Annotated in this window: 13 protein-coding genes; 2 read left to right on the forward strand and 11 right to left on the reverse strand. The window is 73.5% G+C overall.

The genetic code is table 11. The features are described 5' to 3' along the window. Window positions 1-48: 48 nt before the first annotated feature. Window positions 49-660, forward strand: a complete 612-nt coding sequence (locus ABD230_RS02990; protein ID WP_344369326.1) for an RsmD family RNA methyltransferase — start codon at window positions 49-51, stop codon at window positions 658-660. Between the two features lie 28 nt (window positions 661-688). Here ABD230_RS02990 and thiL read toward each other — a convergent pair whose 3' ends face one another. Continuing rightward, a complete protein-coding gene (thiL, locus tag ABD230_RS02995) occupies window positions 689-1,690 on the reverse strand; it encodes a thiamine-phosphate kinase (protein ID WP_344369327.1) in 1,002 nt (333 codons plus the stop codon). 25 nt (window positions 1,691-1,715) lie between these two features. On the opposite strand from thiL, the gene ABD230_RS03000 reads away from it, so the two are divergent. After that, the gene (locus ABD230_RS03000; protein ID WP_344369329.1) at window positions 1,716-2,234 is read left to right on the forward strand and encodes a DUF3515 domain-containing protein; all 519 of its coding nucleotides are present in this window, start codon (window positions 1,716-1,718) and stop codon (window positions 2,232-2,234) included. Between the two features lie 33 nt (window positions 2,235-2,267). Here the strand turns inward: ABD230_RS03000 and ABD230_RS03005 are convergent, their stop codons facing one another. The 10 genes from ABD230_RS03005 to ABD230_RS03050 form a co-directional block, all read right to left on the reverse strand. Beyond that, window positions 2,268-3,362: a D-alanine--D-alanine ligase family protein gene (locus ABD230_RS03005; protein ID WP_344369331.1), complete on the reverse strand. Its 1,095-nt coding sequence runs from the start codon at window positions 3,360-3,362 to the stop codon at window positions 2,268-2,270. Next, complete coding sequence (locus tag ABD230_RS03010; protein ID WP_344369332.1) at window positions 3,262-4,395, reverse strand: NAD(P)H-dependent glycerol-3-phosphate dehydrogenase; 1,134 nt, start codon at window positions 4,393-4,395, stop codon at window positions 3,262-3,264. Before ABD230_RS03010 ends, ABD230_RS03005 begins: the two co-directional genes overlap by 101 nt. After that, complete coding sequence (locus ABD230_RS03015; RefSeq protein ID WP_344369333.1) at window positions 4,388-5,164, reverse strand: lysophospholipid acyltransferase family protein; 777 nt, start codon at window positions 5,162-5,164, stop codon at window positions 4,388-4,390. The genes ABD230_RS03010 and ABD230_RS03015 overlap by 8 nt, the downstream gene beginning before the upstream one ends. A 7-nt stretch (window positions 5,165-5,171) precedes the next feature. Next, on the reverse strand, window positions 5,172-6,542 hold the full coding sequence (murA, locus tag ABD230_RS03020; RefSeq protein WP_344369334.1) for a UDP-N-acetylglucosamine 1-carboxyvinyltransferase: 1,371 nt from the start codon (window positions 6,540-6,542) through the stop codon (window positions 5,172-5,174). Beyond that, entirely contained in the window at window positions 6,543-7,160 is a 618-nt protein-coding gene (leuD, locus tag ABD230_RS03025) for a 3-isopropylmalate dehydratase small subunit (RefSeq protein WP_344369336.1), read from the reverse strand. Further along, entirely contained in the window at window positions 7,160-8,653 is a 1,494-nt protein-coding gene (leuC, locus tag ABD230_RS03030) for a 3-isopropylmalate dehydratase large subunit (RefSeq protein ID WP_344369338.1), read from the reverse strand. The genes leuD and leuC overlap by 1 nt, the downstream gene beginning before the upstream one ends. 178 nt (window positions 8,654-8,831) lie before the next feature. Beyond that, window positions 8,832-9,482 (reverse strand): FHA domain-containing protein, encoded by a 651-nt coding sequence (locus ABD230_RS03035; RefSeq protein ID WP_344369341.1) that lies wholly within the window; start codon window positions 9,480-9,482, stop codon window positions 8,832-8,834. A gap of 10 nt (window positions 9,483-9,492) precedes the next feature. Next, window positions 9,493-11,784 (reverse strand): transglutaminase TgpA family protein, encoded by a 2,292-nt coding sequence (locus tag ABD230_RS03040; protein WP_344369343.1) that lies wholly within the window; start codon window positions 11,782-11,784, stop codon window positions 9,493-9,495. Next, window positions 11,781-13,160 carry a DUF58 domain-containing protein gene (locus ABD230_RS03045; RefSeq protein WP_344369344.1) on the reverse strand — a complete coding sequence of 460 codons (1,380 nt, stop codon included), beginning with the start codon at window positions 13,158-13,160 and terminating at the stop codon, window positions 11,781-11,783. Before ABD230_RS03045 ends, ABD230_RS03040 begins: the two co-directional genes overlap by 4 nt. Continuing rightward, entirely contained in the window at window positions 13,157-14,125 is a 969-nt protein-coding gene (locus tag ABD230_RS03050) for an AAA family ATPase (protein WP_344369346.1), read from the reverse strand. Before ABD230_RS03050 ends, ABD230_RS03045 begins: the two co-directional genes overlap by 4 nt. Window positions 14,126-14,141 lie beyond the last annotated feature (16 nt).

A 14,141-nucleotide genomic window follows, 5' to 3' on the forward strand; every position in this document is an offset into this window, starting at 1 on the left:
CAGTCCATCATGGCAGCGCGCGAGGACCGGCCGTTATGCTCCCGAGACATGACGCGCATCATCGCCGGCTACGCCGGCTCGCTCTCCCTCGCCGTGCCCCGCTCCGGCACGCGCCCGACGAGCGACCGCGTGCGCGAGGCGATCTTCTCGGCGCTCGAGGCCCGCGACGCCGTCCACGGCGCGTCGGTGCTCGACCTCTACGCCGGCTCCGGCGCGCTCGGGCTGGAGGCGGCGAGCCGCGGCGCGGCCGAGGTGGTGCTGGTCGAGAAGGCGCGTCCCGCGGCGGACGTGTGCCGCCGGAACGCCGCGGCGCTCGCGAAGGCGGCGCGCGGCCGGCCCGCGCCGCGCATCCGGGTCGAGGCGCGCAGCGTCGGCGCGTACCTGGAATCGGCGGCGGCGGGCGTCGACCTCGCGTTCATCGATCCTCCGTACGACCTCGGGGAGCGCGAGCTCGCGCGCGACCTCGAGCTGCTGGCGCCGCTGCTCGGCCCGGATGCGGTCGTCGTCGTCGAACGCAGCAGCCGCTCCCCCGAGCCGTCATGGCCCGAGGGCATCACGCCGGAGCGTCGTCGCGACTACGGCGAGACGACGCTCTGGTGGGCGTCCGCGACGGCATCGGGCGAGGACGACCCGGACTCCGGGGAGCCGGACGGGGACTGAACGCAGCCGACCCCGCGTCGACCTCGACTCACCCCGCTCCGCCGTCCCAGCCCGTGTAGGGGTCCCAGCCGCTCGTGTCGACGGGCTCGCCGTCGAGCGTCAGGCGCCCGGCGTGCCCGTCGACGACGCCGATCACCTCGAACGGCCGGGGCGGGACCGTGCCCGGCGGGAACGCCGCGAGCAGTCCGTGGTCCTCGGCGCCCGCGAGCGCGGTCATCGGGTCGTCGCCGAGCGCGTCGCGGCGGAACGCGAGCCCCACGCCGCTCGCCTCGGCCAGGCGCCGCGCGTCGCGCGCGAGGCCGTCGCTCACGTCGAGCATCGCCGTCGCGCCCGCGGTCGCCGCGAGCACGCCGGCCGCGACGGGCGGCTCGGGCGCGAGCTGGGCGCCGACGAGGTGCGGATGCCGTGCCCGCACGTCGTCGGCGAGGGCGGCGTCGGGCTCGCCCGACCCGTCCCTCGCCTGCGCGAAGAGCAGCGCGAGCCCGCGGGCCGCGTCACCGCGCGCCCCGGCGTGCGCGAGCACGTCGCCCGGTCGGGCGCCCGAGCGGAGCACGGGTGCGCGCCCCTCCAGGTCGCCGAACGCGGTCACCGCGATCATGAGCACGGACGACGCCGACAGGTCGCCGCCGACGACGCCCGCGCCGGGCGCGAGCGCGACGAGCGCGTCGCGCAGGCCGTCGGCGATCCCCTCCAGCAGGTCGACCCGGGTCGTCGGCGGCGCAGCGATCGAGACGACGAGCGCCGTCGGTCGCGCACCCATCGCGGCGACGTCGGTGAGGTTCGTGGCGGCGGCCTTCCAGCCGAGGTCGTGCGGGCGCGACCAGGCGAGCCGGAAGTCGGGCCCGTGGACCATGAGGTCGGTCGTGACGACGTAGCGGCCGTCTGGCGCCGCGACCACGGCCGCGTCGTCGCCCGCGCCGAGCAGCGCCGAGTCTCCCGGGTCGAGCCGCGGGAGGATGCGGGCGAGCACCGCCGACTCGCCGAGCGCTCCGATCGTCTCCGCGGAGGGCTCGCGTGCAGGGTGCTCCATGGCTCCCACGGTAGCCTGATCGACGATGTCCGCTCCCCGCTCCGGTCGCCCGCCGCACCGGCTCGCCCGGCGCCTCGCCGCGGCCGCCCTCGTCGCGTTCGCCGCGCCCCTGCTCGCCGCCTGCACGCCCGCCGTCCCGTTCGACCCGGCGCCCGATGCGACCGACCCGGACTGCGCGTCGGTCGTCGTGCGGCTCCCGGACCAGGTCGCGGGCCTCGACGCCCGCGAGACCAGCGCGCAGGGCACGGGCGCGTGGGGTTCGCCCGCCGCAGTGCTCCTGCGCTGCGGGGTCGAACCGCCCGGTCCGACGACCCTGCGCTGCGTCAGCGTCGACGACGTCGACTGGATCATCGACGAGTCGGACGCACCGCGCTACCGGTTCCTCACCTACGGTCGCACGCCGGCGGTCGAGGTCGTCGTGGACAACGACGCCGTCTCGGGCACCACGGCGATCTCCGACCTCTCGGGCGCCGTCGGCGCGATCCCCGCCGACGGCGGCTGCACCGACTTCGAGGACCTGGGCGGGCTCACGGACGAGGGCTGAGCGCCCCGCCCGCGAGCCGCGCGTGCGGCGCCGCTATCGCGACCCGCGCGCGACCCCGAGCTCGATGAGCTCGGTGATCAGGTCGGGGTAGGTCAGTCCGGAGTTCATCCAGCACGTGGGGAACATCGAGATCGGCGTGAAGCCGGGCAGGGTGTTCACCTCGTTCACCACGAACCCGGCCCCGTCGAAGAACACATCGACGCGCGCGAGTCCCTCGCCGCCGATGGCCTCGAACGCGCGCTGCGCGACGCGCTGCAGCTCGGCGCTCTCGCCGTCGCCGAGGTCGGCCGGGCAGACGAGCTCGACCCCGGGGGCGTCGAGGTACTTGCCGTCGAAGTCGTAGAACTCGCGGTCGTGCAGCACGATCTCGCCCGCGACGCTGACGCGTGGCGCGCCGCCGTCGCGCGACTCGAGCACGCCGCACTCGATCTCGCGCCCGGCCACGGCCGCCTCGACGAGCACCGTCCGGTCCTCGGCGAACGCGACGTCGAGGGCCGCGTCCAGGTCGCCCCAGTCGGCCACCCGGCTCACGCCGACGGACGAGCCGCCCCGGGCCGGCTTGACGAACGCGGGAAGCCCGAGGCCGCGCACGCGGCGCTCCCACAGCTCGCGGTCGCGGTCCCAGGCCGCACGCGTGAGCGTGACCCAGGGCGCCACGGCGATGCCGGCGCCCTCGAGCACCGTCTTCGTCACGTGCTTGTCCATGCCCATCGCCGAGGCGAGGACGCCGTTGCCGACGTACGGGAGCCCGATGAGCTCGAAGAGGCCCTGGACGGTGCCGTCCTCGCCGAACCGGCCGTGCAGGATCGGGAAGACGACGTCGACGTCGCCGAGCGACGACGTCTCGCCGCCGGCGGTCGCGACCGTGAGCTCGCGCGACGCCGCGGACTCGGGCCAGTGCACGCGCGTGCCGTTGTCGTGGACCTCGGGAAGGTGCTGCGGGTCGAGCGCGAACCGCTCCGGATCGTCCGCCTCGAGGACGACGGCGCCGTCGCGGGTGATGCCGACCGGGATCACCTCGAAGCGATCACGGTCGATCGCCCGGAGCACTCCCCCCGCTGTGGCGCAGCTGATCGAATGCTCGCTTGACCGCCCGCCGAAGAGCAGAACCACCCTGAGCTTGTCCATCCATCGTCCTTTCGCCCTGGGGCTCGTCATCGGTCGTGAGGTGCGGCGCGATGTCCTTCGGCTCGAGCGTGCCGGCCAGCACCTGGCGGACCTGCTCGACGATCGGCATCTCGACGTCCTTCGCGCGCGCCAGCTCGAGGATCGGCCCGACGGATGCGAGCCCCTCGGTGGTCTGCTGCATCTGGTTGACGACCTCGGGCAGCTTGTAGCCCTGGCCGAGCAGGCGCCCCGCGGTGTTGTTGCGCGAGAGCGGCGACTGGCACGTCGCGATCAGGTCGCCGAGGCCGGCGAGGCCCGACAGCGTGTCGCGGTGCGCGCCGTACGCCACGGCGAAGTCGGTCATCTCGACCAGGCCGCGCGTGATGATCGAGGCCTTGGTGTTCTCGCCGTAGCCGGCACCGTCGACGATGCCGATGGCGACGGCGATGAGGTTCTTCAGCACCCCGCCAAACTCCGTGCCGATCACGTCGGTGTTCACGAAGGAGTGGAAGTACCGGTTGCGCGAGACGGAGGCCACCGACTGGGCCGTCTCGAGGCTCGTCGAGGAGACCACGGCGGCCGTCGGCTGCTCCCGCGCGATCTCGAGGGCCAGGTTCGGGCCCGAGATGACCGCGATCTTCGACTCGGCGACCGGCAGGATCTCGGCGATGACCTCGCTCATGCGATGGCCCGTCGACTTCTCGACGCCCTTCATGAGCGAGATGATCGTCGCCTCGGCGTGCAGGTGCGGCTCGGCCGCGATGAGGTTCTGCCGAAGCGTCTGGCTCGGCACGCAGACGTACACCTGCTCGGCCCCTGCGAGGACCAGGTCGAGGCGGCTCGAGGCCCGCAGCCCGATCGGCAGGTTGATGCCGGGCAGGTAGTCGCTGTTGCGCTTGGCCTCCTGGATCTCGCGCGCGAGCTCGGGGCGACGGGCCCAGAGCATCACGTCCGCGCCGCCGTCGGCGAGGATCTTCGCGAACGTCGTGCCCCAGCTGCCGGCGCCCAGGACCGCCACGCGCTTGCCCGGCGGGCGGCGTCCGGCCCTAGCCATCGAGGCGTCCCGTCTCCTTCTGGCCGTGGGCCAGCGGGTCCCAGCGCTCCGCGGGCGGCTGCTCGCCGCGGAGTTCCCCGACCAGCGCCGCGATGGCGTTCATGAGGTCGTTGGTCGCGGCGGTCAGCGTGGCCTGGTCGAGCGGCTTGCCCTCGTAGGGCGAGAGGTCGAGCGGCTCGCCGATGATGACGTCGACGGTCTTGCGCGGGAAGAAGCTGACCTTCTTCGCGTAGCGGGGCATGATCTGCTGCGTGCCCCAGTGCGCGGCGGGGATCACGGGGATGCCGCGCTCGAGCGCGATGCGCATCGCGCCCGTCTTGCCGCGCATCGGCCACATGTCGGGATCGCGCGTGAGCGAGCCCTCCGGGTACACGATGACCATGCGGCCCTTCTCGACGAGGTCCTCGGCGGCGCGGAGTGCGGCGTGGCTGCGGTTCCCGGCCCGCTCGACCGGGATCTGGCCCGACGTGCGCAGGAACCAGCCGAGGACGGGGTTCTTGAACAGCGACGCCTTGGCCATGAAGCGCGGCAGGCGACCGAGGTGCCAGGACGCGACGCCCATGACGAGCGGGTCGATCTCGCTGTAGTGGTTCGGGGACAGCACGAAGGCGCCGGCCTGCGGCATCCGTTCCGGGTGGTGGAAGCGGTACTTCACGCCCAGGCTCCACAGCGGGAGGATCAGGGCGGCGAGCAGCCAGAAGAAGGACGGGCGGCGCTTCTCCGCGCCGTGCTTGACCTGGGGCGCGGCGGAGGGGTCACGTTGGGGCACTGACCCATTATCCTTCGAGCGCGAAGTCCGCTCCGAGCAGCTCCAGCTTGGTGATGAAGTTCTCGTAGCCCCGCGCGATGATGCCGACGTTCGAGACGGTCGAGCGGCCCTCGGCCGTCAGCGCCGCGATGAGGTGGCTGAAGCCGCCCCGCAGGTCGGGCACCTCGATGTCGGCGCCGTGCAGCTGCGACGGGCCGGAGATCACCGCGGAGTGCTTGAAGTTGCGCTGGCCGAACCGGCACGGGCGACCGCCGAGGCACTCCTTGTGCACCTCGATCGATGCGCCCATCTCGACGAGGGCGTCGACGAAGCCGAAGCGCTGCTCGTAGACGGTCTCGTGCACGATCGAGACGCCCTTGGCCTTCGTCAGCGCCACGACGAGCGGCTGCTGCCAGTCGGTCATGAAGCCGGGGTGCACGTCGGTCTCGATGATCACGGGCTTCAGCTCGCCGCCCGGGTGGAAGAAGCGGATGCCGTCGTCCTCGATCTCGAACGCGCCGCCCACCTTGCGGAAGATGTTCAGGAACGTGAGCATCTCGGGCTGACGGGCGCCGCCGACGAAGATGTCGCCCTCGGTCGCGAGCGCGGCGGCCGCCCAGCTCGCGGCCTCGTTGCGGTCGAAGAGCGCACGGTGCGAGTAGCCCTGCAGGCGCTCGACCCCTTCGATGCGGATCACGCGGTCGGTGTCGACCGTGATGATGGCGCCCATCTTCTGCAGGATGTTGATGAGGTCCATGATCTCGGGCTCGATCGCCGCGCCCGAGAGCTCGGTGATGCCGTCCGCGAGGACCGCGGTGAGCAGCACCTGCTCGGTCGCGCCGACGCTCGGGTACGGCAGCGAGACCTTCGCGCCCTTCAGCCCGTTGGGCGCCGACATGCGGATGCCGCTCGGCAGCTTCTCGACGATCGCGCCGAAGTTGCGCAGCACCTCGAGGTGGTAGTCGATCGGGCGGTCGCCGATGCGGCAGCCGCCGAGGTCGGGGATGAAGGCCTCGCCGAGGCGGTGCAGCAGCGGCCCGCAGAAGAGGATCGGGATGCGGCTGGAGCCGGCGTGCGCGTCGATGTCGGCCATGTGCGCGGTCTCGACCGCGGACGGGTCGAGCACGAGCTCGTCGGGCTCGGCGCCGGCGGTCACGGTGACGCCGTGGACCTCGAGGAGGCCGCGGACGATGCGCACGTCGCTGATGTTCGGCACGTCCTTCAGGACGCTCGGCGTGTCGCCGAGGATCGCCGCCACCATCGCCTTGGTGACGAGGTTCTTCGCGCCCTTCAGTTCGATCCGGCCGCGAAGCGGCTTGCCGCCGTTGATCGTGATCCGGTCGACCGGAAGGCCGACCGCCGTGCCATGCTGCTTCGCGTCATCCACGAGTGTGTTCACTCAGTTCCCTGTCTCTGCCGGCTCCCTGATGGGGAGTGTCTTCGGGCGCCACGCCTCACGACGCGACTCGAACTCGGCGATCGCCGGCTCGTCCCGGAGCGAGAGCCCGATGTCGTCGAGCCCTTCCAGGAGCCGCCACCGAGTGTAGTCGTCGATGTCGAACGGAACCGTGAGATCGCCGATGCTCACCGTTCGTGCAACCAGATCGACGGTCGCCGCTATTCCCGGCTGCGCCTCGACCTCCGCCCACAGGCGCTCGATGTCCTCGTAGGCGACGAGCGCCGCCAGCAGGCCCTGCTTGCCCGCGTTGCCGCGGAAGATGTCGCCGAAGCGGCTCGAGATGACGACCCGGAAGCCGTAGTCGCGCAGCGCCCACACGGCGTGCTCGCGGCTCGAGCCCGTTCCGAAGTCGGGACCGGCGATGAGCACCGAGGCGCCCTCGTGCGCGGGGTGGTTCAGGACGAACTCCGGGTCCTGCCGCCACGCGTGGAAGAGCGCGTCGTCGAACCCCGTCTTCGTCACCCGCTTGAGGAACACCGCGGGGATGATCTGGTCGGTGTCGACGTTCGACCGGCGCAGCGGGACCGCGACGCCGTCGTGCGTGCTGAACTTCTCCATCACTCGCCACCCTTCGCGCCGGCGCCGACCGGTTCGGCCGCGGCATCCTGTTCGAGGTCCCACGGGCTCGAGAGCGTGCCGCGCACCGCCGTCGCGGCCGCCACCAGCGGCGAGACCAGGTGCGTGCGGCCGCCCTTGCCCTGGCGGCCCTCGAAGTTGCGGTTCGACGTGGACGCGCAGCGCTCGCCCGGGGCGAGCTGGTCGGGGTTCATGCCGAGGCACATCGAGCATCCGGCGAAGCGCCACTCCGCACCGAACTCCTCGAACACCTTGTCGAGGCCCTCGGCCTCGGCCTCCAGGCGAACGCGCGCCGAGCCGGGCACGACCATGACGCGCACGCCGTCGGCCTTCGTGCGGCCCTTGATGATCGACGCGAACGCGCGGAGGTCCTCGATGCGGCTGTTCGTGCACGAACCCATGAACACCGCGTCGACCGGGATCTCCTTCAGCGGCGTGCCCGGCTCGAGGTCCATGTACTCCAGCGCGCGCTCTGCGGCGGCGCGCTCGTGCTGGTCCTCGATGGCGGCGGGATCGGGCACGCTCTCGCTGAGCGAGACGCCCTGGCCGGGGTTCGTGCCCCACGTGACGAACGGCTCGAGCTCGTCGGCGTCGATGAACACCTCGGCGTCGAACACCGCACCGTCGTCGGTGGGGAGGGTGCGCCAGTACTCGACGGCCGCGTCCCAGTCCTCGCCCTGCGGCGCGTGCGCGCGGCCCTTCAGGTAGTCGAACGTCGTCTCGTCGGGCGCGACCATGCCCGCGCGGGCGCCCGCCTCGATCGACATGTTGCAGATGGTCATCCGACCGTCCATCGACAGGGCGCGGATGGCGCTGCCGCGGTACTCGAGCACGTAGCCCTGGCCGCCGCCGGTGCCGATCTTCGCGATCACCGCGAGGATGATGTCCTTCGCGGTCACGCCGGGGCGGAGCGTGCCCTCGACGGTGATCGCCATGGTCTTGAACAGCTTGAGCGGCAGGGTCTGCGTCGCGAGCACGTGCTCGACCTCGCTCGTGCCGATCCCGAACGCCATCGCGCCGAATGCACCGTGCGTCGAGGTGTGGCTGTCGCCGCAGACCACGGTGATGCCGGGCTGGGTGAGGCCGAGCTGCGGGCCGACCACGTGGACGATGCCCTGCTCCTTGTCGCCCAGCGAGTGGATGCGGATGCCGAACTCCTCGGCGTTGCGCCGGAGGGTCTCGATCTGCGTGCGGCTCGTCGGGTCGGCGATCGGCTTGTCGATGTCGAGGGTCGGGGTGTTGTGGTCCTCGGTGGCGATCGTGAGGTCCGGGCGCCGCACCGGCCGCCCGGCCATGCGGAGGCCGTCGAACGCCTGCGGGCTCGTGACCTCGTGCACCAGGTGCAGGTCGATGTAGATGAGGTCGGGGGTGCCGTCCTCGCCCTTCTTCACCAGGTGGGCGTCCCAGACCTTCTCGGCCAGGGTGCGCGCGGGGGCGGGCTCGGTCGGGTACTGCTCAGTCGCTTCCGCGGTCATCAATTCGTTCTTCCTCGAGACGGGTGTGGCAGCCGACGACGGACTCCGCGACGGGGAAGGCCGTCAGAACGAGGCCCCGTCGCGGCGGAGAAGAAGAAGCCGGCCGCTGAGCACGTGGCAAGGCTACCATCCCGCCCGATGGCCGACCGCCGCGTGACGCCGCACGGCGCCCCGCCGGTCACCCCCGCGGGCGGGGCAGGCGCTCGGCCAGGAACGCCACGTCGCCGAGCAGCACGACCGCGTCGCGCGGGACCTCGGTCGGCACACCCGGCTCCAGGTCGATCGGCTCCGCACCCTCCGGCCACACGCGCACGCCGTTCGTGGAGTCCAGGTCGGTGGCGACCAGGCGACCGCCGTCGGCGGCCTCGAGCAGCGCGTGGGTCTTCGACATCGACCGCGACGGGTCGTCCACGACGACGGGCGTCGCTCCGGAGAGCCAGTTCGGCGGTCGCGGGTCGCGGCCCGCGACCACCCGCCCGTCGACGGGGATCTCGACGCCGTCGGCGCTGCGGAGCTGCCAGCGCTCGTCGACGCGGGCCGGCGGCGGCGAAGCCGACGGCGGGAGCGGGAGGGCCGACGGCGGGCGGATGCCGATCGGCGAGTGGAAGGACGGACGGGAACGCTCGGCGCGGACCGTGCCCTCGGGCTCCGCCGCCGCGGGCTCGGGCCGGTGGTCGGGCGCCTCGGGCTCCCGCGTGCGCTCGGACCGCCCCGCAGCGCCGGGCTCGCGGGCGGTCTCCGGCTCGGACGGGTCGTGGCGCGCCCGGTCGGCTCCGGGCTCACCCGGCACCAGCCCCGGAGGGGGCACGATGAACTCGGGCTCGCTCACGCCCCCAACCCTAGCGCCGGCGCCGGAGGCGGTACCGTGCGACCAGCCGCCGCAGGCGACCCGCGGCCGCGGCGACGACGGCGGCGGCGGCATCCGCCTCGGTCCACCGCCGGTCCACGGTCGAGTCCGCCACGTCGGCCTCGCCGAACACGTCGCGGTCCACCGTGGCCGCGAGCATCGAGAGCGGTGCCCCTCCCCCGGCCCGGACCGCACCGAGGCCCTGCTCGTCGAGCTGGCGTTCGAGCGCCCGCGCCGTCTGCAGCCGCGACGCGCGCTCGGGCGGCTCGAACCCGAGCTCCGCGTAGCGGTCGACGAGCTCCTCCCACGCCCCGGCGACCCTGCGGTCGGCCGGCCCACGGCGACGACGGCGGCGGCGGCGGCGCTTCGCCATCGCGACCACCAGCACGGGCAGGAGCGCGAGCACGGCGGGCACGCCGACGGACGCGATCACGACCCACGCCCAGCCCGGCAGCCGGAACGGCCGGTCCCGGTCGTCGTCGTCGGTGTCGTCGATCTCGGTCGTCGTGAGCAGCTCGTCCTCGGCCTGCTCGGCGCGCGGAGGCTGGCGAACCTGCGGCTGCGGCTCCGACTTCGGTTTCGGCGTCTGCTCCTGCGGGACGTCCGTGTCGTCCGGCGTCGGGTGGAAGGCCACCCAGCCGACGCCCTCGAAGGGCACCTCGACCCAGGCGGTCACGTCGGACCCGACGACCTCGACGGCATCCGCCCCCTCGGCGACCTCGGGCGCGTAGCCCATGACGACGCGCGACGGGTAGCCGAGGTGCCGCGCCATGAGCGCCATCGCGGCCGCGTACTGCTCCTCGTCGCCGACCATCTGCGTGCGCGTGAAGAGCTCGATCAGGCGGTCGGCGCCGTGCCCCGCCCGCGACGCCACTGCGTCGCTCGCGAGGCCGTGGCTGAGGAAGCCCTGCGTCTTCAGGCCGCGCTCGATCGCGCGCAGCTGCTCGACCGGACCGGCCGCATCGCCGGCGAGCTCCTCCGCCTTCGCCGCGACGACGTCGGGCAGGTCCTCGACGACGGGCAGTTCCCGCTGCGCCACCGGCACGTCGGCGAGGTCGGCGTCGTCGGGCTGGCGCTGCACGCGAGACTCGAGCCGGTAGCGCGTGCCCTCGCTCGCACCGCTCGTGAGCACGGCCGTGCCGGCGGCGGGGTTGTAGCGGACGTCGCCCGCCCGCTCGGCCGAGCCCCGGTCGAGGAGGTCGAGCTCGCTCCCGTAGCCCACGGTCGGCAGCCACACGTCGTCGTACGCCTCGACCTCGACCTCCACGGACCGCGCCGAACCGAGTTCGGCGAGGTCGGGAGGCGGCAGCGTCCCGCCCACGATCGAGTAGCCGCCGTCCGCCGACGCATCGCCCGGCCCGGCGACGTTCCAGAGCCGGCCGGTGTACGAGTCCATCGCCGCGAGGCGCAGCGTGTCGCCCGGCTCGAGCCCGGTGACGCGGAACAGCGGTGCGTCGGCCAGCGCCTTCGTGTACGCGCGGAACCCCGCGAGCGGGCTCGGGAACTCGACCGGATCGAACGGCGGCACCACGCGCTCGCGCAGCACGAACCGCTCGGGGGCCACGGGGGCGACGGCGAGACCGGCCAGGGCGCCGGCGGTGACGGCGCCCGCCACGACGACCGCCGATCCCGTCAGCCGGCGGCGACGCAGTCGGGCCGCGCCCTCGCCGCCCGCGCGCACGTCCGCTGCGCGGCGCCACGCGATCCACGTGAGCGCGATCGCGGCGAATGCGACCCCGCGGACCGCGGCGAGGAACGCCTGGTCCGTGCCGAGCAGGATGCCGGCGAGGAGCAGGAGCACCGGGCCGACGAGCACCGTGGCCGCCCGCCGCGGCGTCCGCCGGCTCGGCAGCCACCGCAGCACGAGCATGCCGCCCACGAGCGAGACGAGCCAGGCGGCGACGTAGGGCACCGCCGCGACGTGGTCCGGCGCCTCCACGGGGGCCGAGATCGTCAGGATGTCCGCCCAGCCGTGGACGGCACCGATGGCGAGGCCCGCGAGCGACCCGAGGGTCGGGAGCACCACCGCGTTCGCCGCGCCGGGCATCGCGACCGGCGTGCCCACGAGGAAGTAGCCGACGACGCCGAGCAGCGCCGTGACGAGCACGTTCAACCGCAGCAGCGTCCCGAGCACGGCCGCCGCGGTCCCCACCACGATGCCGGCCGTCGCGGCGGCGAGGAAGTCGAGGCCGCCGAAGCTCGTCTCGAACCCGGCGATGGCGAGCAGCGAGAGCAGGGAGAGCACGCCGAGATCGACGAGCGAGCCGGCCGGGATGCGCCTCACGGTCGGATCCTCCGCACGAGACGGGGCAGTTCCTCGAGCGCGCCGACCGTCGCGATCGTCGACCCGCCGAGGCGCGTGATGCGCGAGGATGCGCCGACCTCCGCACGCAGCGCGATGAGCTGCGTGTCCGAGCCGAAGACCGTCTCGACGGCGCGGAACTCGGCGAGCGGCGCGCGCGACCCTCCGACCACGACGACGACGCTCGGCGCTCCCGCGCGCCGGGACGCCTCGCGGACGACGTCGCGCATCGGGACCGCACTGCCGTCCAGCGACGCGATCCGGCTCGTCGCGTCGAGCAGCGCCGTCGGCGTCGCCGTGCCGAGCCGGCGGTCACCGGCCGCCGCCTCCAGGCGGGTGGCGTCGCGGACCACCTGCACGCCGATCGACGCGAGCACCGACACGGCCAGCTCGAACTCGTCCTCCGACGCGTAGTGCTCGGACGCCGTGGCCTGCACGAGGAGCAGCTGCGACCGCCGGGTCTCCTCGTACTGCCGCACCATGAGCTGCCCGGTCCGCGCCGACGTCCGCCAGTGCACGTTGCGCAGCGCGTCGCCGGGCTCGTACGCGCGGAGGGCGTGGAAGGAGATGTCGTTGTCGGTGATGGTGCGGGTGACATCGCCCTCGAGGTCGCGCACGAGGCCCGCGGCCGACGGTTTCAGCCGGGCGGTGACGGGGTGGACGAACAGTTCGACCGGCTCCGTCCAGCGGATCTCCCGCCGCAGCAGCCCCAGCTGGTCGCCGCGCACCGAGACCGCCGGCCCCGCGACGATCACGGCGCGACGCCGGGTCGGCACGGCGAAGAGCTCTTCGTGCTCGCCGCCGACGGGGATCGACGGCACGACGAACTCGGCGAGCCCGCGGCCGACGGGCAGCTCGAGCTGCGACGGCACGGCTGCCGCCTCGCCCGCGTTGCGCACGACGAGGCGACCGAGCGCGCGCTCGCCGGCGACCACGCGCCGCGGCTGCAGCTCGATCCGCACCTCGTACCGCATCCGGCCGAAGGCGAAGGGCACGGCGACGAGCACTGCGGCGAGGAGCGTCGCCCCGACGAAGGCGAGCTCGATCCAGCCGAGGAGCCACGCGAGCGACAGGGCGACGACGCTCGCCGCGAGCACGAGTCGGCCCGCCGGGGAGACGACCGAGGTCACCGGCGACGCGGCGTCGGCGACCGCGGCGCCGGCCCTTCGCAGCGCCGCGCCCGCGGAGGCGGCCGTCGCCGCCAGCGACCGGCCCGCGGAGCGCAGCGCGAGGCGCGCCTGCGAGGGCGGGGCTCCCGAGGGCGCGGTCGAGCCGGCCACGGGGGACGCCGAGCCCTCCACGGATGCCGCGGGCGGCTCGGTCGACGCCGACGCGGGCGCGTCGAGGCCGGAGCTCATGCCGCCCGGTACGCCGGCGGCGCGATCTCGACGACGACCGCGCGCACGATGTCCTCCGGGGTCACCCCGGCGAACTCGGACTCCGGGTCGACGATGATGCGGTGCGCGAGCACGGGCACCGCGAGCTCGCGGACGTCGTCCGGCGTCACGTAGGTGCGCCCGCGCGAGATCGCCCAGGTCTTCGCGGCCCGCGCGAGCGCGAGCGCACCGCGCATGCTCACGCCGAGTGCGGCGTCGCGGTGGTCGCGGGTCGCCGAGACGAGCTGGTTCAGGTAGCCGAGCACCGACGCGTCGACGTGCACCTCGGCGGCCAGGTGCGCCATCGTCGTCACCGAGCTCGCGGCGATGATCGGCGCGACCTTCGAGGCGCGCGCCCGGTTGGCCGAGTCGAGCAGCAGCGTGACGGCCGTGTCGTGGTCCGGGTAGCCGAGCGACGTCTTGACGAGGAACCGGTCGAGCTGCGCCTCGGGCAGCGAGTAGGTTCCGGCCTGCTCCACGGGGTTCTGCGTCGCGATGACCATGAACGGCGCGCCGACGTCGTACCCGACGCCGTCCACCGTGACCCGGCCCTCCTCCATGACCTCGAGCAGCGCGGACTGGGTCTTCGGGCTCGCCCGGTTGATCTCGTCGGCCAGCACGATGGACGCGAAGATGGGCCCGCGGTGGAACTCGAACTGCCCCTTGCCCTGGTCGTAGATCGTGACGCCGGTGACGTCGGACGGCAGCAGGTCGGGCGTGAACTGGATGCGCGAGTGCGTGCCGTCGAGCGTGTTCGCGAGCGCCTTCGCCAGCACCGTCTTTCCCGTGCCCGGGTAGTCCTCGAGCAGCACGTGCCCCTCGGACAGCATGGCGGTGACGACGAGCTCGATGATGTCGCGCTTGCCGAGGATCGCACGGTCGACGTTGTCGACGAGCTTGGAGAAGGCGTCCTGGAACCAGAGCGCCTGGTCTTGGGTCACGGTCATGGTGTGTCGTCCTCGT

This window comes from Agromyces tropicus (assembly GCF_039531345.1).
Taxonomy (GTDB): Bacteria; Actinomycetota; Actinomycetes; order Actinomycetales; family Microbacteriaceae; genus Agromyces; species Agromyces tropicus.

Bases quoted from the DNA above. Each gene is read 5' to 3' on its own strand.
- ABD230_RS03045 (WP_344369344.1), bottom strand. From the start codon at position 13,160: ATGAGCTCCGGCCTCGACGCGCCCGCGTCGGCGTCGACCGAGCCGCCC.
- ABD230_RS03010 (WP_344369332.1), bottom strand. From the start codon at position 4,395: ATGGCTAGGGCCGGACGCCGCCCGCCGGGCAAGCGCGTGGCGGTCCTG.
- ABD230_RS03050 (WP_344369346.1), bottom strand. From the start codon at position 14,125: ATGACCGTGACCCAAGACCAGGCGCTCTGGTTCCAGGACGCCTTCTCC.
- ABD230_RS03005 (WP_344369331.1), bottom strand. From the start codon at position 3,362: ATGGACAAGCTCAGGGTGGTTCTGCTCTTCGGCGGGCGGTCAAGCGAG.
- leuD (WP_344369336.1), bottom strand. From the start codon at position 7,160: ATGGAGAAGTTCAGCACGCACGACGGCGTCGCGGTCCCGCTGCGCCGG.
- ABD230_RS03000 (WP_344369329.1), top strand. From the start codon at position 1,716: ATGTCCGCTCCCCGCTCCGGTCGCCCGCCGCACCGGCTCGCCCGGCGC.
- thiL (WP_344369327.1), bottom strand. From the start codon at position 1,690: ATGGAGCACCCTGCACGCGAGCCCTCCGCGGAGACGATCGGAGCGCTC.
- leuC (WP_344369338.1), bottom strand. From the start codon at position 8,653: ATGACCGCGGAAGCGACTGAGCAGTACCCGACCGAGCCCGCCCCCGCG.
- ABD230_RS02990 (WP_344369326.1), top strand. From the start codon at position 49: ATGACGCGCATCATCGCCGGCTACGCCGGCTCGCTCTCCCTCGCCGTG.